Here is a 25,558-nt window from a genome sequence, read left to right as displayed (position 1 = left end):
TTGGTATTTCTGATTAGTGATGAATGACGCCAGGACTGAGCAGTAATGAGTGCAGGCGATATAATAAGTGAAAACGACGATGTATTAATAGTGTTTGATGAGAAAAGGAGGTTTATTGTTAAGGCTAGGAAAGAAGGAGTCCTAGGTACAGATAAAGGGGTTGTAAGGCTCAGTGATTTGATTGGGAAACCATATGGCTCCATTGTTAAAACCTCGAGAGGAATAGAAGTACTGATTCTTAAACCCCTTCCATTCGACTATTCCCTACTAGTTCAACGTGTAACACAAGTGATTTACCCGAAGGATGCCGGCTTAATGATCTACCTCTCAGGAATCAAACCCGGCTCTAAAATAGGTGAAGCCGGAGTTGGCTCTGGAGCACTCACAGTAATGCTGGCTAGTATTATTGGGGATGGTGGGTTGCTATATGGATTCGATATCTCTGAGAAAAGCCTCGAAAACACGAAGACCAGGCTTGAGAGGGTTGGCTTAATCAATAGGGTTAGATTACTTAAGCATGATATAAGGGAACCGGTCTCACTAGGCGAGACCCTCGACTCATTCTTCCTGGATATACCAGATCCCTGGAACGCTGTAAACACCGTTGCAGGGTTAATAAAGACAAGCGGGACGCTATTAGTCTATGTTCCAACGATTAACCAGGTTGAAAAAACAGTGTTGAAACTACAGGAATCCGGTTGTTTCACCGATATACATTCCTATGAAGTATTACTTAGAGAGTATAAAGTAGATAGGGATGCGGTTAGGCCCTTCACCAGGATGGTGGGTCACACAGGGTACATCATCTTCGCTAGGAGGATCAAGTGTAATTTAGGCACCTAATACTAGGAAACCGTTTCCCGCCCCAGGTTTTCTGGGTCTTCATGGGGTGGTTTATCATGGTTCCTCCCCCGGCTCCCTCCCCGTAGACAGCCATGGGTCTCGGGGAGCTAAGGGGTCGCCAATAGACTTAAAGAATCTAGCGCTTATACATTTAAACGGGTAAAGCAAGGAGAGCATTAAGCATCCTACAAAACTCTTAAAAGACCCACAACCCAGAAAACAGCAACATACCTACAGATGCCTACCTTTAATATATAGGTACACTACATGTGTTAAGCCGTTATCATCCCTTACCTCAATCATTTTCTCATGCTTCCAGCCAGGTATCCTGAACTCGTGGCTCACGATCCTGGTTCCATCTCTTAGCTCTTTATCGAACTTGGGGCGTAGCACCTCGTTGACGGATGTTAATAGGAAAAGCGTTACTATCGTTGCCTCACTGATATCGGTTTCGAAGAAGTCTCCCTGTATAACTATTGCTTTATCACTTATCCCCTCCTCGTTTATCCTTCTCACAGCCTCTTTAACCCTCTCACTATCTCTCTCGATCCCGACAGCCTTCTTCACGTTAAACTCTTTCACAGCTACTACGAGGATGCGTCCATCACCGCATCCCAAGTCATATAATATATCATCCTTGCCTGCACCGGCAAGCTTAAGCATTTCCCTAACAACAGGATAGGGCGTAGGAACGAATGGGACAAAGTACATTGAAAACCCCTATGAACTTTCAAGCCTACTATAATTCAACTCCTAGTTCTCTCAGCTTATTAACCATGACCTCTAATGCCTTCTCCTCGTCTGGTTGTAATCTCTCGTTTAATGGAAGCTGCGAGAGAACCCATTGTACTCTTCCATCATCCAGTTCCACGAGTATCTGCGGTAACCATGACATGCCAAGGTCATCTTTATCACCATATTCTACTAGATATACGTAATCCTCCTTCCTTACCTCGAGCTCAACACCCATCTTCTTACTCAGGGCCTCAGCTATCTTTGCCCATAATTTATGGTATGGGTGGTGTTCTGCGGTCACCAATACTACCTTTCTCACTTTAACCATATACATCCCCTACTTCACATTGTTCTCATTCATTAATCAACTTGTTTAAATATTTATCCACATCAAGGAACTGGCCTCCTCCCCGCCCTAAAAGGACGAGGCTTTCAGTTGTAATAATGCAGTAAACCTATACTACATATCACCTATCAATACTAATGAATATTCCACACCTAGAATTCGTTAAGATCACGTTAATACTTGTACATTTGAATCGCCCAGTATATACTAGTATTTAACATAGGAGCTTTTGATATCTGTGGCTGTTATGATCTTTCCTCGAATATGGAATAGCCTTAGCATCAATGAAAGCTTTATAATACGTATACGTATATGTATACTTAGGGATATATTATGGGTAGTAGGGTTGTTCCTGTTAGACTCGATGATGAAACGTTGAGACTTATTGATGAGCTCGTGAATCTAGGTGTTTATAATTCAAGAAGCGAGGCTTTAAGGGACTTGATTAGGATTGGCGTTAAGCGTGTTGGAAGAGTTAAAGTAATCATTGAGGCTGTAGACAAGCTTTTCGAGCTAGAGGAAGATGAGGGGGATATACCGATTAAACTCGAAGGTTCTCTGAAACAGTTACTAGCTGAACGGGAGAGGTTTTAAGCCTTGATCTACGTTGACACAAGTGTGATTGTTGCTGCTCTTGACCCAATGGATCCTAGAAGAGATGAGGCAAGAAAAACTCTAGAAGCCCATGAAGATAAAGTAGTGTCTGAGCTAGTGGTAACTGAACTTGCAAGCATACTTGCTAGACAACATAACCTACTTACCACTGTAAAAGATAAGCTAGAAATAAGTGAGCGTGTAACACTCATAGCCATTATCCTGTATATTATGAAAAGGTTTAACTTTAGGTATATCAATGTGAAAGGGTCTTCGAGAAGCCCAATTGGTCGATTCTATAAGCCCTTGGCGTATGGGATAGAATTAACAGGGAAATTGAGGCTTAAAACACTTGATCTACTTCACCTGGCTTACATTAAGGCCATGAAAGAACAAGGTGCACAGATACACGCTCTACTAACAGCTGATGCGGACTTTAAAAACAGCGAAGAAGACATTAGGAAAGCTCTTGGAATAACGATTAAACTATTGTCCTCCTCCCCGTCCTGAAGTAGTGAAGATCCCTTGAATGATTCATCGGTTTCCCGCATCTATTCCGGGTTACATCTGTAACTATAATCGGTAGGTTGTTTCATCGAATAACGAAAACTGTGCTCAGTAGCAACACCTGGTTTCCGACGTAGAGGTATTGACGGGAGAGACAACCGTTTGTCCCTAGATGTTCACTCCACTCATTTTATATGAATTCGTGGTCTCATCTAGGGACTTCCGCCTCGCCCACAGGTCACGTGCTATCACCGTGGGTTCATGGGCGGCTGTCGAGCCCAACGGCACGGGGCTCCCATCTACGAAGAGCCCTGCGGGGCTTGGAGCAGTGCTCCCATCGCCCCGCAGGCTTCAACAACCTCTCCAACATTCGATCCCAACTGTCTATAAAATTTCCTCAATGACCTTAATAAACGTTTCTGCCCCTAGAGTATTTCCATGAAATTAACTACAACCTGTGGCACGCTCAGAGATGAACTCTATAAGGTTAGAGAAGCAGTCGTCGCCTCAGAATTCGGGTGTTTTTTATCAGAGACTCTTTAAGTTATATACTAGCTTAACTCTAGAAGACTACAAATCTGGCTTGTGGACCCAGAGTCTCCGATAGTTGATGAACCGCTGTAGGCGACTCTAAGCCGCACCATGATGAACCCGAGGACATCAATAAAAACCATAAACAACAGCTCTCAGGTGAAATTGCGCTGAAAGAATATTTTCAGCACATGGAGCCGATAGTTATTAACACCTTTAGGTGAATGCAGGTTTCTCCTTTCTTTCTTCCTCGGGACGTACTTTCACTATGCCTAAGTGCACTGCACATGATATACAATAACATTTCCTCACCGGGTATTTCTGTATTATTGCCCCTTTCTTCTCAAGCTCCTCGGCTAGCTGGGGAGGTACGGGGCTATACATTCTTGTAACACATATAGCCTTATCCTCCGGAACCCTCCTCCCACACTGATCACATTGTACATATCCTACTTTACCCTTATCTCCTTTCCTCCTACCTCTACTCTCCCTCTTTTTCGGCATATTTAATCACCACTAGTTAACTGTGTGAACGTATCCCAATAAGCCATTAATAAATCTTGAATCCCATTATAAAAACCTTTGGGGAACTGTTGTGGGTTCTAAATCCTAAAGAATTTTATTAGGTTTCTAAAGTTAGTTATTGATAGAGGCAAAATAAATTACCCTGGAGATCTTTCATGAAGTGGAAGTGTAACCATTGTGGTTTCGAGGCTGACGCGTTTAGTGAATACCATTGGAGATGTCCTCGTTGTGGTGGACCCCTAGATCTTGTTTACGATGGTAAGCTTGAGAAAACCAGCTCGAAGAATATCTGGGAGAAATATGGCGGTACAATACCTTTGAAACCAGAGAAGACAAGGAGGGAGGGTAACACACCACTAGTTGAGGAGAAAATCGATGGAATGACACTTCTCTTCAAGCTTGAATACCTTAATCCAGGCGGTAGCTTCAAGGACCGGGGTTCAGCACTAGCCATATACTATGCCTATAAATTAGGCTTCAAGAATGTTATCGAGGATACCAGCGGTAACACAGGTATCTCGGTAGCCCTCTACTCAAGACTCTACGATTTAAAGACAAGAATATACATGCCTAAAACAGCCCCACCAGGTAAAAAGAAGGTCATCAAGGCGCTCGATGCGGAAATAATTGAGGCCCCTACGCGAGGCGATGCAGCTGAAATGGTTTTAAAGGAGGCACTTACGGGAGCATACTACGTGGCACATACTTGGAGCTACTTCTATATAATGGGGGCGTCCACAATAGCCTGGGAGGTTCTCGAAGAGGATGTACCCGACTACGTTATATCGCCAATAGGATCAGGCGGCTTATTCCTTGGATTAGTAAAAGGATTCGAGAAGGCCCTTGAAGCAGGCTGGATAACCAAGATGCCTAGATTCATAGGTGTTCAAGGCTATAGCACACAACCAGTTTATAAAGCATTTAAAGGAGTCACTCAGCCAGGAGAGGACTCGAGTCTCGCGGATGGAATAATGGTTCCAAACCCGCCTAGACTGAATGAAATAGTTAATGCGTTGCATAAATACCAGGGAGACGTCATCCTAGTCGGCAATACCGAAATACTGAGGGCATGGAGGGAACTATGGGAGCTTGGATTCCTTGTAGAACCAACCTCTGCATCCATTTATGCTGCACTAGAAAAGATTAAGAACCAGCTTTCAGGCAAGAAAGTACTACTAGTATTAACAGGCTCAGGGCTGAAAAACATACCAGATATCTAGTTATCTAGTTAATTGGAGAAAACTGTTAAATATAGAAGTTATAATACTTAACAAGAAGCCGTGGACGTAGCCCCATGGATCAACCAGGACAACAGGCCAGAGCCTTATCCACGCCGGTTCAACCCCGGTTAAACCCATGAACGCTGGTGTCCAGGGTTAGGTTGCTCCCTTCCGGGCCTGGCCGGGTTCCCCTGGCTAAGGTGGTTCACCCCCTCCCTCCAGAGGGGGCTCCACCTCCACCAGCCCCATGGGGCGGGGGTCATTACCTGACGTGGGGGATGGCCTGTTGTCCTGGTTGATCCATGGTTATCTGACCCGGCTAGAGCCGGGCCCTCCCTACGTCCACGGCATAATAATATTATTGCATCAGAGATTATTAATCATGTTTTCATGGTTCTATGGGAGCAGTATTAAGAGCAGTATTATTACGCCGATGATGTTTATTATGTTTCCATACTTGTTTCCAGCGAGCTCGTTGATTATTCTACCACCATCGGTTATGAATAATGGTGCGGCATTAAGTATTGAGAGGCTTAAGTTAATCGTGTACATCCATAGTAAGAACTTGTAGAGTAGGAACGCGGGTAACCCGCCTAAGTACTCGAGGAGCTCTATTCTAGGCGAGCTAGACAAGTATATCCCTATCCTCTCATCATTCACTCCAATAGGGATGACTAAATTCACGTAACCTGTATCCCTTCTCCAAACAGTTAAATTAAGCGATGTCGGCTTTGCGATCATCTTGACAACAGGTATATCGTTTATACTTTTAACCAGACTCCCATTTATACTCGTAATCACATCGTATGCATGTATACCATATCTGTATGCTGGGCTCCCTGGTTCCACATCGGTCACTAACATACCTATTGGAGACGTTGCTAGTGTTAATAGTACAAGGGATACTGTTGCTAGGATAAGGTTTACCGCGACACCAGCTGAAAGAACTCCGAGACGCTTTAAAATCCTAGTTCTCCGGAACTCCTCTTCCTCAACCTCCACGTATGCGAGTGGTATGATGAGGGCGAGCATGATGCCGAAGGATTTAACTGGTATACCGTTCCTTATAGCCAACCGCGCATGGAAGAGTTCATGTAGTGATGCACTAATGCTTGCAGCAATAATGAATAGTAATGCATCCATGCCAACAACGTTTACCCCGGGTACGAGTACTACAACCCCTGTACTACCTATATAGAGCCTATTGAGTATGGAGATACCCACCATATAGAAGAATAGAGTCAGGGAGATGAAGTAGAGTATTGTTAGAACTATATTATGCAGAAACCTAGCCTCCCCAGAGGGAGAAGCCCTCCCCTCTGTCTTTCTCTTGATCACTAACACTACATACCCATGTATCTCAATACTACTATACTTACCCGCAAGGAAGTACCTATAAAACAAGTTCACGACAATCCAAAACGCTAGCAGTGAAGCAATAAAGATGTATAGTATATCCAAGCGTTTCACCAGATATATTCTTCAAAGTATAATACCCTCCACCCTATTTAATACCTTGAATCACTCATATATGATAAATTGAGTCAGTCGCCAATATATAAAACGAGAATAAGGAGATCAAACAGTATAGAAGGCATTAAGGGTATTGAACGGTGCCAGCCTTTGAAGAGGATTCAACCACAGACAACACCCGAATTTAGAGAAGTAATATATACTCCAGACCACTGGGAACTACTTAAGAAGCTCAGGGAGAAAGCAGTAGAATTACTAAAGATATTCGTGGACAACGGGTTAAACGCTTACGTTCATGGTAGTATAGCCAGGGGTGATGTATGGAGAGGAAGCGATATAGATGTATTTATCCCGGACACCATACCCAGCTATATTATTGAGACAATACTAGAGAAACATGGTGTTAAACCCTATGAACGCGTAATAATAATGGCTACCCCATCAAACACGCCTAAGGCATACATAATCCTTGACCAAGAGGAAAGAATAAGCGTGAGCTTTCCCCTATTGAAGCTCAAGCCGAGGGAATACGAGTTCTATAGATTTGGAGGTGTACTAGGCTACAACGGAATATTAGAGGGTAAGAGAGTCCCCGGCGTTAACAAGTCACTTATATTCATAGATCCCACTATTAAAGGACATTATGAACTACCTGTGAAAGGCTTTGAGGAATACGTTGCAAGGAGGCTCGATATAAGCATAGAGACCGTGCTGGAAAGAGAGAGAGTCTTAACCAGGAGAAGCAGTATAGGGAGAACAGGCGTCTTCATCAAGTATTACCTGGCATCCGATGAAACATTCGAGGACGCGTTGAGAGAGCTATCGCGAGAGAATGGTGTGTTAAGGAGAATGCTCTCCACGAAATAACCTATACCTGAGCACTGCTATTACCCCGCCGAACCCTTGGACCTCGAGGCCTACATCGCTTTTCCCGGGGACTATTACCACCTCTGCACCGGTTTCATATGCTTTCTCAAGGATCTCGTATACGCGGGCGCGCCTTTCATCATCGGGCTCGTGAAGTAGGTCACCGGCTACAACAATTCTTGAGACAGCTGCGTACACTACCGCCTCGTATACATCATCCACGCCGTATGCTACGAGCTGAGGATCCTTTATAATGAGCCTCTTAAACTCCTCAACTACTTCTTTAGCCTTAACAATACTTAAATCCCCGACAACCTGTTTAACCACATCCCTGCCAAGTAGCTCTGAAATCCCCTGGCATCCCCCTGTAGAGGTTGTATCCAGGTATACATGTTTCCTGTTGTCTCTCCTTATGTTTTCACCGAGCTTGTTCTTCAAGTCGCCTGGTCCAGCAATTATCACTGCATCTATTTCCTCCTGCTGTATAACATTATTTAATGCTGAGGCTACCTTACTTAGGTATTCGTCCAATATTTCCTCGTGTTCAACCCTATACATTTTTCCCGGGAGATCTGACTGTATCTCACTATGGTGTTTCACTCCTTGCTCGGTTAAAACGGCTATACATGCGCTATCATAGTCTATTGACACTAATAGTATTCTCCTCCTTCTAACCCCCTTCTTCAAGAGGTCTAGACTATGCTTACTCCAGGTTTCTCTCACTATGGCTAACTGGTCTCCCACACCAATAGCGATCGTGTGATAGTGACCCTTTACCCCGAATTCCTCTGGCCCCTCCACAACAATACCTCTGATCCTCAGCTTCTCCGTGAACTCCTGGAATTCAATTGCCTCGACGCGTAGCCCGAGAACCATCGGTATCCTTCTACTACTGCCACCCTCACCCGGCTTAACCTCCCTGCTCGTTCTAGCGTAGACTATATCCCCCTTTCTAAGAACCATGAATAATATCCATAAGTCATCGATGTCCTCCACTAGGATCCTTATGTATCCATTTCTCAAGTCCTCCTCCAGTACCCTCATCAACTACACCTTCAGCTGACACAGCATCTGCATGCTTTCTCTATAGTAATAGCTTTATGAGCGTATTAAGATATCATATTATTGAAGCGTGAAAAAACAATGGAGATCGAATTTTACCTTTTAGACGTAACTTATGAGGTTGTTGGCAAGGAACCCCATGTAATCCTATGGGGTATCACACGTAATGGTGAACGAGTAGTACTTAGAGACAGGAGGTTTCGTCCATATTTTTACGCCATTATAAATGAGAGGATAGATGCTGAAACCGTAGCCAGGAAGATAAGAGCCTTCAGCGAGGCTGAGTCGCCTATAATCGAGGTGAAGCCGACTGAGAAGAAGTACTTCGGGAAACCAGTTAAAGCATTAAGGATCACAACCGTGATCCCAGAGTATGTTAGAAAGTATAGGGAGAGGATAAGGGAGATTAGTGAGGTAGTAGATGTACTAGAGGCTGATATAAGGTTCAGCATGAGGTATCTCCTAGACCACGGGTTAGAGCCATGTGGATGGCATATTGCAGAAGTGATGGAGGCCCCTGTTCCAGCTAAATACAGGGCCACACGCTTCTACGAGGTCGTAAGCTCCATTAAACCCATAGGGGATACTAGGCCGCCTAAGGATCTACGGGTAATGGCGTTCGATATAGAGGTATACAGTGAAACCGGTACACCCCATCCGGAGAGAGACCCCGTTATAATAATAGGGGGGAAAACAAGCAGCGGCGAGGTCAAGCAGTTTATAGCTGAAGAATTAAGCGATAAAGATGTCATCACGGAATTCACAGACTATATCCTCAGGTACGACCCCGATATAATAGTGGGGTATAACAGTAGCAGGTTCGACTGGCCCTACCTAATGGAGCGTGCACGAGTAAACAACTTAAAGCTTGATGTAGGCCGTAGACGGGATGGACAGCCCTCTCAAAGCACTTATGGACACATATCAATACCTGGAAGAATCCATGTGGATCTCTTGAACTTCGCTGAAGAAATACCAGAGGTGAAGTTAAAGAGCCTGGACATCGTGGCTGACTATCTAGGTGTAATGAAGAGAAGTGAGAGAGTACTCATCGACTACATAGAGTTCCCAAGGTACTGGAGAGATCCGGCAAGAAAACCCTTGTTGTTGCGATATAATTTAGATGATGTAGAGTCAACAATGGGTCTGGCAGAGAAGTTCCTGCCTTTTGCAATGCAGTTGTCGAGTATAACAGGGCTTCCCCTGGATCAAGTTGGAGCGGCCAGCGTGGGGAATAGGCTTGAATGGTTTTTAATGAGGGAGGCCTTCCGCAGGGATGAATTGATCCCGAATAGAATTGAGAAAGAGGTCGAGCCCTACAAGGGGGCGGTGGTGCTGCAGCCATTACCTGGTATACACGAGAACATTGCTGTACTGGATTTCACAAGCATGTACCCTAACATTATGATAAAGTACAATATTGGGCCAGACACCATCATAAGGGAGGGTGTATGCCGTGAGAGTGAACACTATGTAGCACCCGAGGTTAAGCATTGCTTCCTGAGGGAGCCACCTGGATTCTTCAAAGGCGTACTTCAGATACTGCTCTCACTGAGGAAACAGATAAGGGGGGAGATGAAGAAGTATAAGACGGATTCACCGGAGTATAGATTGCTTGATGAGAGACAGAAGGCGATCAAGGTATTAGCTAACGCGACATACGGGTACATGGGGTGGGTAGCAGCTAGATGGTATTGCAAGGAGTGCGCGGAAGCTGTTACAGCATGGGGCCGTAGAACAATATTAAGTGTCATAGATTACGCTAGGGTAATAGGGCTTAAAGTAATATATGGCGACACCGACTCCCTCTTTGTTGAAAACATACCTGATAAAATAACCAGGCTCTCAGAGTACGTTGAACGCGAGCTGGGCTTCGAGATAAAAATAGACAAGGTGTATAAGAGGGTCTTCTTCACAGAGGCGAAGAAACGGTATGCCGGGCTACTTGAAGACGGACGAGTAGACATAGTTGGATTCGAGGCTGTGAGAGGAGACTGGGCTGAGATAGCTAAGGAGGTACAGGAGAAGGTAACCGAGATCCTATTAAGCGAGAAAAACATCGAGAAGGCAATAGAATACGTGAGAAACATCATAGCGGAGTTGAACCAGGGTAGAATACCCCTTGAAAAACTAATTATATGGAAGACCCTTACGAAAAGCGTTGAGGAATACGAGGCGGAAGCCCCCCATGTGAATGCGGCTAGAAAAATGAAGAGGATGGGTATGAAGATAGAGGTTGGTGATAAAATAGGATATATTGTTGTAAAGGGCTCCGGCAAGATATCCGATAGAGCCGAACCCTATATGTTCGTGAAGGACCCCAAGCTAGTGGACACTATATATTATATTGATCACCAAATAATACCTGCCGCACTAAGGATCCTAGAGTATTTTGGAGTAACCGATACACAATTGAAAAAAGTAGCCAGCACAGCTGGCAGGAAAAGCCTGTTCGACTACACCAAGAAGACATAACCTCTTCCAGCCCTTGAGGGCGAGGGCTTCCAGTTGTAAGTGTAGATTTATAAGGTTATGCTTGATTAGGTCATTAAGTAGATCCAGTAATAATTAGTATGCAATGATGATTTATTAGGTGGGATCGTATGAGCGAGACAGCGCATAAAATACTCGAAGAAAACCTTGGGAAACATGTCTTGATAAAAACCAAGGATAATATCCCGCTTAGAGGAAAGCTTAGAAGCTTTGACCAGCATTTAAACATAGTGCTGGATGATGCTGAGGAAATACTGAGCAATGGCTCCACGAGAAAACTAGGCACGATCGTCATCAGGGGAGACACCGTTGTATTGATCTCACCCCTCGGAGAGTAAAGGTGACACGGGTGAGCTAAATGGTTAAAGGCACAACCAGTATGGGTAAACACGGGAGGAGTAAAACACATATACGATGCCGTAGGTGCGGGCGTCATAGTTTCAATGTCGCTAAGGGATACTGTGCTGCATGCGGCTTCGGCAGGAGTAAGAGGATTAGACACTACAACTGGGCCAATAAGAAGGTTAACAGGATAAGAATAGTATAATAGGGTTTCCGATAATTATTTCAAATAAACACCATGTAATATTAGTCCCTTACAACAAAATCTATTTTGATGGTGTATAGTAAATGGCCAAGTATCTTATAAGGGCTAGGATAGAAATCGATGGCGTAGTCGAGAAGCACGATATAATTGGCGCCATCTTTGGGCAGACTGAAGGATTATTTGGAAACGAGTTCGATCTAAGGGTGTTACAGGATAAGGGGCGTATAGGTAGAATACAGGTTAATACTAAGACCCAGGGCAGTAAGACCACCGGCGAGATCCTGATCCCAAGTAACCTCGATCGTGTGGAGACAGCATTACTTGCCGCATTAATTGAGACCGTTGATAAAGTAGGCCCCTACGACGCATCTATATCAATAGTAGACATAGTAGACTTAAGGATGGAGAAGATAAAGAAGATAATGGAGAGGACAGTAGAAATACTTAGAAGATGGGGTAAGGAGAAGACCCCGGATGTAAAAGAGCTCATTAAGTCAATCCAGGAATACCTGAAGGTCCCCGAGCCCGTCTCATATGGGCCTGAGGAACTTCCGGCAGGACCTGATGTCGATAAAGCTGAGGAAATAATAATCGTGGAGGGGAGGGCAGACGTTATAAACCTGTTGCGCTATGGGTACACCAACATAATAGCTCTAGGAGGCGCTAGGAGAGTACCGGATACTATTAAAAAGCTTGCTGAGCTGAAGAAGACAACGCTATTCGTGGATGGGGATCATGGTGGAGACTTAATAATGAAGGAAGTACTGAGGAACGCGAAGATAGACTATATAGCGCGTGCGCCACCTGGTCGCGAGGTAGAGGAGTTAAGTAGTCGTGAAATAGAGGAGGCACTAAAGAAGAAAATAGAGATCTTCCAGTACCTAGAAGAGCAGGTTAAACAAGGCAACAAGGAGGCTCAGTTGCTCATACAAATACAGAGGAGGCTTCATAAGCTACCTGAAGAGGTGGTTAAACCTCCTGAGAAGGTTACAAAGGAAATCACCGAGACACTGTCTCTCCCTGTTAAATTAATTGAGGATATCAAGAGCCTATATGGAACGCTCGAAGCCATATTTTACTCTAGCCAGTGGGACCAAGTAAAAAGGATACCCGTGAGAGATCTCGTCTCAGAGATTCAGGCTTCCGAGCCTGAGAAAATACACGCCATTGTATTTGATGGTATTATAACTCAGAGACTGATTGATGCCGTAGTGGAGAAACGGGTTAAAATACTGATTGGAGCCAGGCTGGGGAAAATAACGTTTAAAACACCCGAGCTAACTATTCTAACTTTTAACGAGCTCGCCTGAGACCCGTTATAGTGGCTTGGTTCTGGTTTACACCTACTTTTCAACCAATAAATACAACCTATGGCTAAACTAGGTGTTAAACCATGAAACGCTACCCGCTCTCCAAGAAGGATAAGAAGCAATTCATCAAGGAGTTCCAGAGGTATGGGTTGTCGGTTTCAGAGGAGGATCTATTCGAGTACTATGAGGACGGGGGCAATATATTTATACTTGTAAATAAGACACCCGCTCTTCTCAAACACGGTGATCAATGGATACCCTGTCTAAGATACCTCCTTAAAAACCCTCAACACTCAATCACGCTGCCAAGCATCATAGTTGATAAAGGCGCTGTACAAGCGCTTCTAAGAGGAGCCGACTTAATGGTGCCTGGTATAAGGAGTATTATAGGCGACTTCAAAGTCGGCGATATAGTCGTCATCATAGATGAAGAGACCAGGAGGTCTATCGCTATTGGATCAGCGCTAATAGACTCGGAGGTCATTAAGAACGGTAGTGTTAAGAAGGGGAAGGCAGTTAAAATCCTGCACCACCTCAACGATGAATACTATAAAGCAATATAGGTATTGATGGAAAGGTTAAATTTAAAATAAGACTTAAGTCTTTTAATGTATCCCGGTTGAAACACTATATACAACACGAATGCTCATGGTGAGCTATATGGCTTTAAGCAAGGGCGACTTCGTATTGGTGGAATATAATGTACGGGTAAAGGATACAAACACATTGCTTGACACCACGGACGCCGAGCTAGCCAAGAAGGAAAACATCTACGAAGCTGATAGGGTCTATGGCCCCACATTATTAATCATTGGTAGAGGCTGGCTCAACGAGAATGTTGAAGAAGAACTATTAAAACATGATGTGGGAAGCGAGGTAGAGGTTGAGCTACCTCCTGAAAAAGCATTTGGTGAGAGATCCCCTGATAAAATCAAGACATTTAGTCTAAGAGAATTCCAGAAGAGAGGGTACAGCATTAACGTGGGCGACGTCGTCGAGATCGGTGGTGCCCGCGGGGTGGTTAAGAGTATCAGCGGTGGAAGAGTCACAATCGACTTCAACCACCCGCTCGCCGGTAAGACACTCGTGTATAAGGTTAAAATAGTCAAGAAGCTCGAGAACACCATTGAGAAGATTAAGGCATTATCATCTAGATACCTGAAGATACCTGGTGAGGAAATAGAGGTAAGCCTCAGCGAGGCAGAGAAAAAACTATTTGTAACGATACCTGGTAAATACCTGTCAAAGAAGGATATAAGTTACTCTAAGATAGCTCTAGCAGCAGACATCATGGAGTTATTCAAGGATACAGTCTCATCCATAGTCTTCCAGGAAGTAGTAAGCAGGAGCTAAAAGTTTTTGAAATCAAATAATACCTGTCTCCCTTAAGATCCTGTAAGCAGCCTCCTGTGTTAACCCTGTCTCGCCAAGTATAGTGTATCTTTCAGGCCTAATGGTGTGTGCTATCGTTAAAGCCTTCACTACTTCCTCTGGGCTGAAGCCTAGATCCCTTGCAGTCGTCGGCAACCCTATTCTCTGCATTACATCCCTGACGAGCCTCCATCTGCTATCACCGTAAATATACAGCATTATTATTGTCCCCAAGGCGACTTGCTCACCGTGTAGCGCCCTACCCGGAGCCACCAAGTCTAATGCATGGCTAAAGAGGTGCTCGCTACCGCTCGCAGGCCTGCTTGACCCGGCTATACACATGGCTACACCGCTGCTAATTAATGCTTCAACAAGGATTCTCAACCCTTCCCTAGACCCAGATCCTATCAGCTCGTGGTATTTCAAGACGTGTTTAGCGCTTAACAATGCTAACTGGGCAGCATATTCACCATAGTATTCCCCCTTTAACTTATGGGCTAGACGCCAGTCTTTAACGGCTACGAGCTTACCGAGTAGATCGCCCACACCTGATAAAATCAGGCGTCTGGGTGCTGTGGATATTAGGTCTGTATCCGCTATGATGGCGAAGGGGGTTCTAGTATATATGCTCGTGGGCCTTGAAGTCCCTTTAAGGCTTGCAAAGGGGCTTGCTATGCCATCGTGGCTGGGTGCTAATGGCACGCTCACAACGTCTATATTGTTTTTAAACGCAATGTATTTCGCTACATCTATAACACGTCCTCCCCCAACACCTATGACTAAGCCTATGTTGTTCTCCCTAGCCTTCAGCGATATCTTCTCGGCTGTTGAGATCGAGGCGTCTCCAGCTATCCAGGTCTCTACTTTACTATGTCCACCGAGGTACTCCTCGACTATCCTACCACCGATCCTATAGGTGTTTTCACCGGTTACTACCCCTATATTCTTCGATCTCCCAGCTACCTCGTTAACGATTTCCACGATACTCTTGATGGCGCCTGGGCCAATAATTACCTTGCTCGGCAGGATTATCCTGTGAATACTCTCCAAGACCACACACCAGTCTTTAACATCTTTATAATACCAAATAAGCCTCGCCAAATTATTTCCTAATTTTATAGCAATTTATATGTGTTGGTGTTAGTCTTCTGTTGTTATTATATTATTGTATACTTTTTGCCGTGTAGGTATTTCTTCTTCCCGAAACACTCGGGATAAGGGGGCGAGGCTGATTCGAGAAGGCTACAGGATCCTCAAGTACCCGGAGCACGGGTTCACCGGAGACAGGGATAGGGTAGCATGCATGAATCTCTTCCTTAAATTCCTTAATTCAAGATGTAGGGTACCTGTGAACGCCCCTAAGCCATATGCAAGCCCAAGCAGGATACAGGGGGAACAAGGATGAAGTGATGAAACCAATTTAAATAAACCTATATAAGACCTAAACCCCTTGTATCCTATCCTAGTAGGAGGTGTGAGTTGTTGCGAGAGGCTGTTTCGAAGACCACCACTGTAGGACTTGTTACTGGAGACTATGTTGTTCTCGCAGCGGATAAAAGAGCCACGGCTGGACCAATGGTTTACCATAAGGCTGTTAAAAAGATTTCCAAGATAACAGATTATGCTGCGCTAACTATATCGGGACTAGTGGCTGATGCACAGTATATTGTTGAGAACGCCAGGTATATCGCTAGGGAATACGAGATCGAGATGGGGGGTCCCATACCAATTAAGGCGTTAGCCTCAAGGATATCATTAATACTATCGGTTTACCTAAGATACAGCCCATTCATAGTCCAACTACTACTAGGAGGCAGAGATAGCACTGGTGCAAGCCTATACTACATGGATTTATACGGAAGTGTAACAAGGGAGAAGTATATGGCTACTGGGAGCGGTTCCCCAGTGGCATTCGGGATCCTAGAGAAAAATTATAGAAGTGATTTAAGCCTCGAGGAGGCTAAGAAACTCGCCTTCAACGCTGTTTCATCAGCTATAATGAGGGATGGATTCAGCGGGGAAGGAGTAGATATAGTTGTAATAGGGCCCGGCATCTACTCTGAGGAAACAATACCATTAAAGAAAACCATCGAGTCGTCTTAAAGGGTTTTTACAACCGAAACCCTAGCATTAACCAAGATTTATAAACACTTCATCCCCGCTCTAAGGGGCAGGGCATTAAGGTGGAGGCCCTAAACGAACATAAAACACGTGAAATATCCTCTAGGGGCAAACGGTTAGATGCTGTATAGACCGCGTTAAAGTTAAAAACCCTCATATATGTTTCATTAATCAGCGCTACGATAGTGTTTACTCCTCAGGAAATACAGGAGTGGTGTGATGACTTGTGAAGCCAGATAGAATACTGCTAGAGAAGAACAAATTAGAGCTGTTGAAGAACATAATGGAAGAGATACCTCCAGAGCTTGAGTTATCTAACATAGAGTTCGAGGGCCCCTTCATAGTAATATATGTAAGGAACAGGGAGGCCATCGAGAAATACCTTGATCTAGCACAGAATATAGCTAAGAAAGTACGTAAGAGAGTCGTCATCAGGGTTTCCCCTGAGAACCGACTTCCGCCAGAGGAGGCAAAGGAACTAATAAAGCTACTGGCACCTAAAGACGCCGGGATAGATCCCAATGGGATATACTTCGATGAAGCCTTAGGCGAGGTATGGGTTAAAGTAGAAAAGCCTGGCTACCTGGTTGGAAGAGGAAGCATGATGAGGCACTTGATCCTGGCTAAAACAGGGTGGCGTGTTATCCCTCAGCGTTCATCACCACTGGAATCGAAGACCCTCTACGAGGTACTCAATAATGTATTGAAGCAGAGTGGCTATAGAGTCGAGTATCTGAGGCGACTCGGAGAGAGGATACATAGGGATGTAATATATAGGAACAACTATGTCAAAGTAACAGGGCTAGGTGGCTTCAGAGAGGTTGGTAGATCGGCTATATTAGTTGAGACAAGGGAGAGTAAGATACTGCTGGATCTCGGGTTAAACACTGGCACTATAGACGACCCCAATAAGGCTTACCCATTCCTAGAAATAGACTCCCTGAGACTCGAGGAGCTGGATGGTGTCGTAGTGACCCATGCCCATCTAGACCACGTAGGGTTAGTTCCCATACTCTACAAGTATGGTTACCGTGGACCCGTGTATGTGACGAAGCCTACGAGGGAGTTAATGATCGTTATGTTAAAGGACTTGATTGATGTAACCAGAAGGTCTGGTAGGTACATACCATTCTCAGAGAGGGACATATCTACAATGCTACTTCACACTATAACCGTGGACTATGATGAAGTAACGGATGTAGCACCGGATATAAAGCTCACAATGTATAATGCTGGCCATATCCTTGGCTCTGCAATAGTCCACTTGCACATAGGCATGGGCCTCCATAATATAGTCTATACAGGGGATTTCAAGTACTCTGAGACAAGACTACTCAATAAAGCTAATACAGTGTTCCCACGGGTTGAAACCCTCATAATGGAGGGCACTTATGGAGCAACCCTCCAGGAGAGTAGGATTCAAGCCGAGCAACAATTAATCGATATAGTGAAGAGGACGAGCGAGAGAAACGGAGTAGTGTTAATACCGGTATTCGCTGTTGGAAGAGGACAAGAAATAATACTCATACTTAATGAGGCCATGAAGAACGGTAGAATACCAAGGATGAATATATATGTCGAGGGATTAGTTAACGAGGTAACAGCTATACACACACAGTACCCTGAGTACCTGAATAAATCCCTTAGAGAAGCAATATACAATGGAGAAAACCCGTTTACATCAGAATGGTTAAAACCCATAGAAACCGGGGTGGCGAGGCCGGACATCATTGAAGACAAGCCATCCATAATAATAGCGACAAGTGGCATGCTCACCGGTGGCCCTGCAGTAGACTACCTGAGGCTGTTGGCCAGCGATGAGAGAAACTCCCTGGTGTTCGTAGGATATCAGGCTGAGGGGACGCTTGGTAGGAAAATAAAAGACGGCGCTAGAGAGATAACCATGGTTGTTGAAAACAAGGTTGAGGCAATACCTATAAAGCTAGAGGTATATAGTATTGAGGGCTTTAGTGGACATAGTGATCAACGCGAGCTATTAGAGTATGCTAGAGACGTCTCGCCCAGACCAAGGAAGATACTACTGAACCATGGAGAACCCACAGCACTCAGCACGCTGGCTACACTACTTAGGAGTGATAAGGAATTAAAGTCTAAGGGGCGCCCCGAGGTGCTAGTGCCTAATATATTGGACACCATTAATTTAACATAGCATTAAAATCTATCACAGATTAGTGGAGTTCAGGTGACTCTATGAATAGGGTTTTATTCCCGGGTAGATTCCAGCCATTCCACAATGGGCATTTATCCGCGGTTAAAAGGCTTCTAGAGGGCTTTGACGAAGTAGTTATAACCATAGGTAGCGCCCAGGAGGGTTTTACATGTAGGAACCCGTTTACAGCTGGGGAACGCTTAGAAATGATTGCCAGAACCCTCAAGGAGGAAGCGTTGTTTGAGAAGGCCTGGCTGATACCGGTCCCCGACATCAATATGCCGATGGCCTGGACAACATACACTCTCTCCCTAGTGCCCAGGGTCTCAAGTATTGCTTCAGGGAACCCGCATGTGCTCGAGTTATTTAAGTGGACTGGGTTTAAAACGATTAGAGTAGAGCTTGTGGAGCCGGATAAATACAGTGGTGCGTACATTAGGCAATTAATCCTCGAGGGCAATGAATACTGGAGGAAACTAGTGCCAAACGCTATCTCGAGATACATAGACGAAGTAAACGGAGTCGAGAGAATAAGGGAGGTGTGTAGGAATGAACATTCTAGAAATTGACGGCAGTATTGGAGAAGGCGGTGGACAAATACTTAGGTATGCTCTTGCATTATCCGCTTTAACACTTAAGCCTATCAGGGTATATAATATAAGAGCAAAAAGAGACAACCCAGGCCTCCGCCCCCAGCACTTAACAGCTGTTGAAGTACTTAAAGAGGTAACAGGGGCTGAAGTAGAGAACGCGAAAGTAGGCAGCATGGAGATCCTGTTTAAACCAACCAGTAGGAGAAGCGGTGAGATGGAGATAGATATTGGAACCGCTGGAAGCATTTCACTAGTACTGCAAGCCATGCTTCCAGTATTATTGTTTGCCGAAGGAGACTCAAGGGTGAGGTTAAAGGGGGGAACAAATGTACCGTGGAGCCCTCCAATAGATTATATTAAACACGTCTTCCTATACAATATAAGCCACATGGGCGTTAGAGCCAATATCGAAGTGGTGAGGAGGGGACACTATCCTAGGGGCGGTGGGTTAGTTAATGTGGAAGTTAAACGCGTCGAGGAGGCCTTGAAGCCATTAATGATTGTTAGAAGGGGGCGTATAAGGGGTTTCAGAATACACAGCTACTGCGTTAAGCTACCTGCCCATGTAGCTGTGAGACAGTGTGAGTCGGCTAGACGTATTCTCTCAGGGATATTCAAGGAGAAAATAACAGAGGAGATAGAGACTTATCCACCAGATAAAGACCCTCATCTAGGCCCTGGAAGCGGCATCCTTATCTACGTTGAAGCCGAGCCAGGGATAAGACTAGGCAGTGATTCATTAGGCGAGAAAGGAAAACCAGCTGAGAGAGTAGGCGAGGAAGCCGCTCTAATACTCATTGAGGAATTAGAGACAGGCATGGCTTTCGATAGGCATATGGGCGATATGCTGATACCCTATCTGTTTCTAGCCAAGGGGACAAGTAGAATAGGTGTTTCAATGATCACGCTTCACTTGTTAACAGCCATAGAGGTTGGAAAGTTATTCTTTCCAGAGGCAAAGGTAGAAGTAGATGGAGAGCTGGGTAAACCAGGTATAATAACTATCCAGGGCGTTGGGTATAAGCCATAAACGCCTCTACTAATACCTTTCTTAAAGCATCCATGTTTATTTCCAGCAGTGCTGAGATACAAATGGGTTTCAAGCCGGTTCTTGACTCGATTAATTCAACCATTTCTCTAAGTATGTCGCCTGGCACTAAATCCACCTTGTTCACCACTAGTGTAACCGGTTTCTCACCTATCAGCTTCCTCACTACTTCATACACCCTGAGCTGCTCCTCGATAGAGTAGTAGAAGGAGGGGTTGACATCAAACACGAATAATAAATGATCCGCTAAGTATTTTACTGCTAATATGGCTCGTTTCTCAATAATATTCTTCTCATCAAGCGAGGTATCAATAATGCCCGGTGAATCTATCAGGACTATCCTGCCAATATCCCCAACCACCATATGTCCTACAATAATATTACGGGTTGTAAAAGGGTACGAGCCTATCTCCGGCTTAGCCCTCGTCAGCTTCGAGATAAGTGTGGATTTACCCACCTGAGGAACCCCTGATATAACAACCCTATAATCTCCTGAGACATCAGGCATCCTCGCCACCTCGCTAACGTACTTCTTCACAAGCCCTATGATCCTTGCCTTCCTCCTATACAGGGAGAGAAGCCTCCCTAATCCCTCCCTGAATACTTTTACTGGATCACTACTCCCTCTACGTATTTCATCCAGGTACTCCTGAGCGATCTCCTTGACAATCCTCATATATGCCTTGAACACCTGCCTGGTTCTATCAGGGTCTTCGCCAACGTAGATCCTATATAGTTCTCTAAAGAACTCGGGCATTCCATCGACCACATCAAGAACGCTCACTATTACGCCGAGTTCATCGTGTATAATCCTATAGGCTAGCTTTAGCTTGTTTAACAATATAGTCTTCCTAGCCGTAGCAGGGGTCCTCAGACCCCTTAGCTTGGAGTCCACGTGTTTCAATAGCTCCCTATAAGTCTTAATATAGTACCTACTGAGATCCCTTTCCCTCCTGTCTTTAATGCTCATACTGCTTTTATCCCCGTTGAAGCTATATTAATTATCACTTAATATTATGAAGGTGTCACTATGGTTTTTATATGGGATTTATACGATGCTATCTATGGGTGTTAACTACTTGTCCATACTACTCATAGTCATCGCCACCATTATATGGAGACAACCGGTGCTGCCGCCAAATACTGCTTCAACATGGATGTTTCGCCCGAGGAGTTACTAGTACTTAGCCTGTTGCGGGTTCTAAATCCTTTCTAATTTGGATATTTTTGGATATGTTTGTTCTCTCGGTGTCTTCACTCGCTTTCCTCGATGACTATTACCTTTTACTTTTCTCCCGTGGAGCCTGGATAGTTTCTCCCGGTATTCTCTGGGTGGGTATACGGGGTATTCCACTATTGTGAGGGATGAAGCCGGACGGAGCGGGGAAATAAGAAATAAGGGGATGAAGCAGGCAATTACAGGTATCTACCAGACACGAACCCTTTAGGGCGGGGAGGAGGTCAGATATCATAGAATCAGCTGGAAACACGCGCGACGTAGGTATACTTTTTGGTAAACCTTATAAGGGTTTACATATAAACGTATGTTATTGGTTAAGAGTATGTCTTATGTAACTGTTTCAGCTAAGATACCTAAGAGATTGAAGGAGCTCATGAATAAGTATGGGATTAAACCAGGACCAGTCATAAGGAGGGCTCTAGAGGAGGAGGTTAAGAAACGAATTCTAGCTGAGCTTGAAGAGAAACTGAGGGATATACTAAGTGAAATAGCCGGTATTCCAGATGAAGAAATAGTAGATTTAATACGTGGAGATAGGGAGAGGAGGTAGAATTGCTCCTACTGGATTCAAGCGCTATTGTGAACCTAGTGAAACGCGGTGATTTAAGTGTTTTCACTAAAGCGCATACTTTGGACCTAGCACTATATGAATCTCTCAACGCTGTATGGAAAGAAGTACATTTAATCAAAAGGATCAATTTGGAGACAGGCTTTAAGCTCACGGAGATCATCGCGAACATATTCAACATAATAGAAGTACACACCATAAAGGAATCTGAAAAAGAAGTTCTCGGTTTTTCGCTTAAAGAAGGCTTAACCATCTACGATGCATCCTATATCTACGTAGCGATGAAGGAGAAATTAACACTAGTAACAGATGATGCAAAGTTAAGGCAAGTAGCGTCAAAGTATGTGAAAGCCCTACCATCGATTGATATCAGTAAAGAGAACAAGTACTAAGTTACCATAATACACTTTTAAACCAAGTAAAAACTCGTGCCTTTGGCTGTTATTTTGGTTCTCATAGCAGTTTATAGTATTATTACATTACGAAAACCTCCAGGCCCTGTTATGCTGTGTCCCTGGCTGTCTAGGACTATGTTGCTCGCAGCTATCCTTATACACTAGTCTTTACCAGGGTATGTCCCAGCTAGATCCTGGGTCAGCACGTATTCTCCTGGGAGATTATTACTATACACCCTGTGATCTCCATTGCCACGGTTGCTTGCATTGATTTATCTGCTGTTGCCGGGATTTGCTGGGTTGCTTGGCTTAGGAAGAACGAGATAGGGGCTGCTGTGGATTTATAGATAACTTTAAATTCCTGTAGATATCTCTAGGGTACTTAGAGCTCCTGTGATCCGCATTGCGGTGAGGGCCGTGCTAGAAACCCGGATGGGGCCCTGCGGCGTTGGGCTCGACCGAGCCCCATGCAGTCTGGGTGAAGCAAGTGAGCCCAGGCCAGGGGCTAACCCCGCTAACAAAACATCAGCAGGGAACCGCATGTTGATGTCTAGAATACGCGAATACCTGGATGTGTTGAAGCTCTGAGAATGTAGCGGGCCCGCCGGGACTTGAACCCGGGGCCTCCGGCTCCGCAGGCCGGCGCCCTATCCTGGCTAGGCGACGGGCCCTTTATTCAGGTTTGTATTTACCTTGGTTGGAATAATAAAATTTCTAACCCGTCATCTTGAATATGATTTCCTTTGAGTGATAACCGTTCTCATCTATTACTACTAGATCTATCCCGTCCCCAGATAGTACATCTCTCTCTATCACCGTTTTCACAGCGTTCACCGCTAGCTCCTCAGCCTCCTTGAGGCCGAGGCCTGGATTATATCTTGGCTCTATGTAGCCTAGTGCTAGTTGAGCACCCGAGCCCACTGCCACGTATTTCTCCTCTATCACGCTTCCGACAGGGTCTAGGATATATAATGAGGGCCCCTCCTCATCATATCCTCCTACAACAACCTCTGTGAGCATGGGTGCAAGCTTGTAACTGTAAAGGATCACTGAGAGAAGCTTCGCCAGGTTCCTGGTTTTAATCTCCCTTCCATGTTGAAGCTCGTAGTTCTTGGCCTCAAGCCTTAAAACCTTAACCAGGAAGTTTACATCGCCCATTAACCCGGCGAAGCCCACGCCTATATGGTTAGTTATCATATGTATTTTCCTAGCGTTCCTACTTAGCACGAATCCGTCATACGTCAGCCTTTTCTCGCTGGCTAACACTACTCCCTCACTGGTTTTTAACCCTATTGCTGTGCCAGGTAAAACAACTTCACCCATTGTGCTCACTCCCATATGCTCTCTTGATTTGAAACCTAACTATATCTTAAAGAGATACCTGGATTATAAATTAGTCAGAACCCGCAACTGCCTCGGTATGCTGTTTCCGCTTTCATATAGGTTTGCTATCGAATTCTTTTATTGAAGAATGTAATTGCATGCATGAATCTATTCCTGAAGTACTCGGGGTGAGCGGGCTCCGGTGTGCCAGTGAACACCCCTAAGCCGTATGCAAGCCCAAGCAGGATACAGGGGGAACAAGGATGAAGTGATGAAACCAATTTAAATAAACCTATATAAGGCCTGAACCCCCTGGTTGTACTGGGAAATATTCCCTCTGTGTAGTTGCATTGATAAGGTGTTAGATTATTGTTTTCCTAGGTGGAGATATTATTACTAGGCTCCCGCTAGAGGAAATTACAAGGCCTGAGCCCTTAGCCAACCCCTTGATCAAGTGAAACATCTTAGTCTTCACCCTACTACTCTGCGGTAGTAGAATTATCGAGGAACCCTGCGAAATACCCACACCACTACTTAATCCCAGCAACTCTATGATCTTCATTGAATCCACACCTAACTCAGCTATCGTTGAGCCAAGTATCTCCCCTCTCCTCTCTATCTCATCAAGGTCCTCAAGCTCCAATATATCCACGTGCATATATGCGAATCCAACTTTTGATAAGACAAGCTCTACCCATCTCTCCATTAAAGCCCTGGGAGCATAGTAGCCCATTGACTCTATTTTCAATGCTTCATCTATTAGTTGCCTCATATAGCCTGATATACTGGTCCCCCTCTTCCTCGCCACCTCCTTAAGCGCTTCAATATATTCCGCGTCGATGCCGATGGTCTTCCTACTCTTTCTCAAGGAACCCGGTCACCTTCACAACCACGGTATTGATGTTTACTGTTAGATCAAGTATTTTAAGATCGTAGCCGGCTGCCATACTACTCAATATTTTTTCAAGCACGCGCATTAACCTGGGTGATACATCAGCTATGGAGATCACGAACCTATATACCTCTTCACTCTCCTTCACCACATCGATAGTTGTCATCGGCATCCAGAGGGATAGAGAGGTCTGGAACTCCCTCGGGGAACTACCCCGTTTAACCCTGCTTAGCTCACCAAACCACCTAGATGACCTCGATAACTCCTCTAGCAACTGATTAAATAAGGCTTCATCGAGGTCATCTAGGATCTTCCTCGCTATACTCATGGGCAGGAATACTAGTCCAAGCCTTCTTAAATCATCCACCGCATCGACGAGGACTATGCTCTCCAGTATGGATGACTTATACTTCATTATCTTCAATAATCCCTCGAGAGACTTCTCTATGATCACACTGTAAGGCATACCATACCTCTCAGCAACATCAAGCGCCTCCTGTATGATTTCATCAGAGATCGGCACAAATCTCCTTCTAATCTCCCTTGACATTGGATTCACCAAGCAATCATGTTAAATTATTACTGGGAGAGATAAAAACTGACATCCTCACTGCCCTAAAGGATGGGGTTTTGCGGGGTGGTTTGGGGCTTCATTCCAGGCTCTTGCCTGGTTTAGCCCCGCGCCCGGTCTCGGGCGCGCTACCCCTACCTCGCTTAACGCGGGGCTATGGTTTCCAGCGATCGCCGCCTCGAATATAGCTGAGGCCCGTAAACACTAAAGACT

28 protein-coding genes, 1 tRNA gene and 1 other RNA gene are annotated in these 25,558 nt (G+C 44.8%); 17 read left to right on the top strand and 13 right to left on the bottom strand.

Features of this window, described 5'->3' with window-relative positions:
• Positions 1 to 45 precede the first annotated feature (45 nt).
• A complete protein-coding gene (locus SPHMEL_RS00295; RefSeq protein ID WP_042666758.1) occupies positions 46 to 843 on the top strand; it encodes a tRNA (adenine-N1)-methyltransferase in 798 nt (265 codons plus the stop codon).
• A gap of 231 nt (positions 844 to 1,074) precedes the next feature.
• Here SPHMEL_RS00295 and SPHMEL_RS00290 read toward each other — a convergent pair whose 3' ends face one another.
• Together SPHMEL_RS00290 and SPHMEL_RS00285 are read right to left on the bottom strand one after the other, a co-directional pair.
• Positions 1,075 to 1,554, bottom strand: a complete 480-nt coding sequence (locus SPHMEL_RS00290; protein WP_012608973.1) for a protein-lysine N-methyltransferase — start codon at positions 1,552 to 1,554, stop codon at positions 1,075 to 1,077.
• A 28-nt stretch (positions 1,555 to 1,582) separates the two neighbouring features.
• On the bottom strand, positions 1,583 to 1,906 hold the full coding sequence (locus SPHMEL_RS00285) for a hypothetical protein (protein WP_042666757.1): 324 nt from the start codon (positions 1,904 to 1,906) through the stop codon (positions 1,583 to 1,585).
• A gap of 351 nt (positions 1,907 to 2,257) precedes the next feature.
• Here SPHMEL_RS00285 and SPHMEL_RS00280 point away from each other — a divergent pair, with 351 nt between their 5' ends.
• Positions 2,258 to 2,518, top strand: coding sequence for a ribbon-helix-helix domain-containing protein (locus SPHMEL_RS00280; RefSeq protein ID WP_042666756.1), 261 nt, complete (start codon positions 2,258 to 2,260; stop codon positions 2,516 to 2,518).
• 3 nt (positions 2,519 to 2,521) lie between these two features.
• Positions 2,522 to 3,028 (top strand): type II toxin-antitoxin system VapC family toxin, encoded by a 507-nt coding sequence (locus tag SPHMEL_RS00275; RefSeq protein WP_232216690.1) that lies wholly within the window; start codon positions 2,522 to 2,524, stop codon positions 3,026 to 3,028.
• A gap of 548 nt (positions 3,029 to 3,576) precedes the next feature.
• On the opposite strand, the gene SPHMEL_RS07585 is transcribed toward SPHMEL_RS00275, so the two are convergent.
• Both SPHMEL_RS07585 and SPHMEL_RS00270 read right to left on the bottom strand, forming a co-directional pair.
• Positions 3,577 to 3,699, bottom strand: coding sequence for a hypothetical protein (locus SPHMEL_RS07585; RefSeq protein ID WP_269479108.1), 123 nt, complete (start codon positions 3,697 to 3,699; stop codon positions 3,577 to 3,579).
• Positions 3,700 to 3,772: 73 nt separating this feature from the next.
• Positions 3,773 to 4,060 carry a 30S ribosomal protein S26e gene (locus SPHMEL_RS00270; RefSeq protein ID WP_012608969.1) on the bottom strand — a complete coding sequence of 96 codons (288 nt, stop codon included), beginning with the start codon at positions 4,058 to 4,060 and terminating at the stop codon, positions 3,773 to 3,775.
• 176 nt (positions 4,061 to 4,236) lie between these two features.
• Between SPHMEL_RS00270 and SPHMEL_RS00265 the strand changes: the two genes are divergently transcribed.
• Complete coding sequence (locus tag SPHMEL_RS00265; protein WP_042666755.1) at positions 4,237 to 5,301, top strand: threonine synthase; 1,065 nt, start codon at positions 4,237 to 4,239, stop codon at positions 5,299 to 5,301.
• A 61-nt stretch (positions 5,302 to 5,362) separates the two neighbouring features.
• Here SPHMEL_RS00265 and ffs read toward each other — a convergent pair.
• Positions 5,363 to 5,646, bottom strand: an RNA gene (gene ffs, locus SPHMEL_RS07090) — signal recognition particle sRNA.
• 51 nt (positions 5,647 to 5,697) lie between these two features.
• Positions 5,698 to 6,771 (bottom strand): site-2 protease family protein, encoded by a 1,074-nt coding sequence (locus SPHMEL_RS00260; protein WP_232216689.1) that lies wholly within the window; start codon positions 6,769 to 6,771, stop codon positions 5,698 to 5,700.
• A gap of 153 nt (positions 6,772 to 6,924) precedes the next feature.
• Between SPHMEL_RS00260 and SPHMEL_RS00255 the strand changes: the two genes are divergently transcribed.
• Positions 6,925 to 7,641, top strand: a complete 717-nt coding sequence (locus tag SPHMEL_RS00255) for a nucleotidyltransferase domain-containing protein (RefSeq protein ID WP_042666753.1) — start codon at positions 6,925 to 6,927, stop codon at positions 7,639 to 7,641.
• Here the strand turns inward: SPHMEL_RS00255 and SPHMEL_RS00250 are convergent.
• On the bottom strand, positions 7,615 to 8,685 hold the full coding sequence (locus tag SPHMEL_RS00250) for an mRNA surveillance protein pelota (RefSeq protein WP_042666752.1): 1,071 nt from the start codon (positions 8,683 to 8,685) through the stop codon (positions 7,615 to 7,617). The two genes, SPHMEL_RS00255 and SPHMEL_RS00250, sit on opposite strands and share 27 nt — an antisense overlap.
• Positions 8,686 to 8,784: 99 nt before the next feature.
• On the opposite strand from SPHMEL_RS00250, the gene SPHMEL_RS00245 reads away from it, so the two are divergent.
• The 6 genes from SPHMEL_RS00245 (at position 8,785) to SPHMEL_RS00220 (ending at position 14,406) form a co-directional block, all read left to right on the top strand.
• Entirely contained in the window at positions 8,785 to 11,178 is a 2,394-nt protein-coding gene (locus SPHMEL_RS00245; RefSeq protein ID WP_042666751.1) for a DNA-directed DNA polymerase, read from the top strand.
• 128 nt (positions 11,179 to 11,306) lie between these two features.
• Positions 11,307 to 11,534 carry an LSM domain-containing protein gene (locus SPHMEL_RS00240; RefSeq protein ID WP_012608961.1) on the top strand — a complete coding sequence of 76 codons (228 nt, stop codon included), beginning with the start codon at positions 11,307 to 11,309 and terminating at the stop codon, positions 11,532 to 11,534.
• 20 nt (positions 11,535 to 11,554) lie between these two features.
• Positions 11,555 to 11,743 (top strand): 50S ribosomal protein L37e, encoded by a 189-nt coding sequence (locus tag SPHMEL_RS00235; RefSeq protein WP_012608960.1) that lies wholly within the window; start codon positions 11,555 to 11,557, stop codon positions 11,741 to 11,743.
• 83 nt (positions 11,744 to 11,826) lie between these two features.
• Positions 11,827 to 13,053, top strand: coding sequence for a DNA primase DnaG (gene dnaG, locus SPHMEL_RS00230; protein WP_042666750.1), 1,227 nt, complete (start codon positions 11,827 to 11,829; stop codon positions 13,051 to 13,053).
• 83 nt (positions 13,054 to 13,136) lie between these two features.
• The gene (locus tag SPHMEL_RS00225) at positions 13,137 to 13,616 is read left to right on the top strand and encodes a DUF1947 domain-containing protein (RefSeq protein ID WP_042666749.1); all 480 of its coding nucleotides are present in this window, start codon (positions 13,137 to 13,139) and stop codon (positions 13,614 to 13,616) included.
• A 97-nt stretch (positions 13,617 to 13,713) separates the two neighbouring features.
• Positions 13,714 to 14,406, top strand: a complete 693-nt coding sequence (locus SPHMEL_RS00220; RefSeq protein WP_042666748.1) for an FKBP-type peptidyl-prolyl cis-trans isomerase — start codon at positions 13,714 to 13,716, stop codon at positions 14,404 to 14,406.
• 12 nt (positions 14,407 to 14,418) lie between these two features.
• Here SPHMEL_RS00220 and SPHMEL_RS00215 read toward each other — a convergent pair whose 3' ends face one another.
• Positions 14,419 to 15,474, bottom strand: a complete 1,056-nt coding sequence (locus SPHMEL_RS00215) for an NAD(P)-dependent glycerol-1-phosphate dehydrogenase (protein WP_084322049.1) — start codon at positions 15,472 to 15,474, stop codon at positions 14,419 to 14,421.
• 432 nt (positions 15,475 to 15,906) lie between these two features.
• Here SPHMEL_RS00215 and SPHMEL_RS00210 point away from each other — a divergent pair, with 432 nt between their 5' ends.
• The 4 genes from SPHMEL_RS00210 (at position 15,907) to rtcA (ending at position 20,338) form a co-directional block, all read left to right on the top strand.
• The gene (locus tag SPHMEL_RS00210; protein WP_012608955.1) at positions 15,907 to 16,527 is read left to right on the top strand and encodes a proteasome subunit beta; all 621 of its coding nucleotides are present in this window, start codon (positions 15,907 to 15,909) and stop codon (positions 16,525 to 16,527) included.
• 244 nt (positions 16,528 to 16,771) lie between these two features.
• Positions 16,772 to 18,715, top strand: coding sequence for a beta-CASP ribonuclease aCPSF1 (locus SPHMEL_RS00205; protein WP_012608954.1), 1,944 nt, complete (start codon positions 16,772 to 16,774; stop codon positions 18,713 to 18,715).
• Positions 18,716 to 18,756: 41 nt separating this feature from the next.
• On the top strand, positions 18,757 to 19,284 hold the full coding sequence (locus tag SPHMEL_RS00200; RefSeq protein WP_042666746.1) for a nicotinamide-nucleotide adenylyltransferase: 528 nt from the start codon (positions 18,757 to 18,759) through the stop codon (positions 19,282 to 19,284).
• Positions 19,265 to 20,338 (top strand): RNA 3'-terminal phosphate cyclase, encoded by a 1,074-nt coding sequence (gene rtcA, locus SPHMEL_RS00195; RefSeq protein ID WP_042666745.1) that lies wholly within the window; start codon positions 19,265 to 19,267, stop codon positions 20,336 to 20,338. The genes SPHMEL_RS00200 and rtcA overlap by 20 nt, the downstream gene beginning before the upstream one ends.
• Here the strand turns inward: rtcA and SPHMEL_RS00190 are convergent.
• Entirely contained in the window at positions 20,310 to 21,326 is a 1,017-nt protein-coding gene (locus SPHMEL_RS00190) for an NOG1 family protein (RefSeq protein ID WP_042666744.1), read from the bottom strand. The two genes, rtcA and SPHMEL_RS00190, sit on opposite strands and share 29 nt — an antisense overlap.
• Positions 21,327 to 21,900: 574 nt before the next feature.
• Here SPHMEL_RS00190 and SPHMEL_RS00185 point away from each other — a divergent pair.
• Both SPHMEL_RS00185 and SPHMEL_RS00180 read left to right on the top strand, forming a co-directional pair.
• Complete coding sequence (locus SPHMEL_RS00185; protein ID WP_012608949.1) at positions 21,901 to 22,146, top strand: hypothetical protein; 246 nt, start codon at positions 21,901 to 21,903, stop codon at positions 22,144 to 22,146.
• Between the two features lie 2 nt (positions 22,147 to 22,148).
• A complete protein-coding gene (locus SPHMEL_RS00180; RefSeq protein WP_042666743.1) occupies positions 22,149 to 22,556 on the top strand; it encodes a type II toxin-antitoxin system VapC family toxin in 408 nt (135 codons plus the stop codon).
• Positions 22,557 to 23,155: 599 nt separating this feature from the next.
• Here SPHMEL_RS00180 and SPHMEL_RS00175 read toward each other — a convergent pair.
• From SPHMEL_RS00175 to SPHMEL_RS00160, 4 genes are all read right to left on the bottom strand, one after another.
• A tRNA-Arg gene (locus SPHMEL_RS00175) sits at positions 23,156 to 23,230 on the bottom strand.
• Positions 23,231 to 23,273: 43 nt separating this feature from the next.
• A complete protein-coding gene (psmB, locus tag SPHMEL_RS00170) occupies positions 23,274 to 23,882 on the bottom strand; it encodes an archaeal proteasome endopeptidase complex subunit beta (RefSeq protein ID WP_042666742.1) in 609 nt (202 codons plus the stop codon).
• Positions 23,883 to 24,243: 361 nt separating this feature from the next.
• Positions 24,244 to 24,750, bottom strand: coding sequence for a ribbon-helix-helix domain-containing protein (locus SPHMEL_RS00165; RefSeq protein ID WP_042666741.1), 507 nt, complete (start codon positions 24,748 to 24,750; stop codon positions 24,244 to 24,246).
• Positions 24,737 to 25,324 carry a hypothetical protein gene (locus SPHMEL_RS00160; protein ID WP_042666740.1) on the bottom strand — a complete coding sequence of 196 codons (588 nt, stop codon included), beginning with the start codon at positions 25,322 to 25,324 and terminating at the stop codon, positions 24,737 to 24,739. The genes SPHMEL_RS00165 and SPHMEL_RS00160 overlap by 14 nt, the downstream gene beginning before the upstream one ends.
• Positions 25,325 to 25,558: the final 234 nt, after the last annotated feature.

The sequence above is a fragment of the Desulfurococcus amylolyticus Z-533 genome, from assembly GCF_000513855.1.
GTDB classification, from domain to species: Archaea; Thermoproteota; Thermoprotei_A; order Sulfolobales; family Desulfurococcaceae; genus Desulfurococcus; species Desulfurococcus amylolyticus.
Note: the sequence above shows the minus strand (reverse complement) of the source record. Positions and strands in the feature narration are given on the sequence as shown.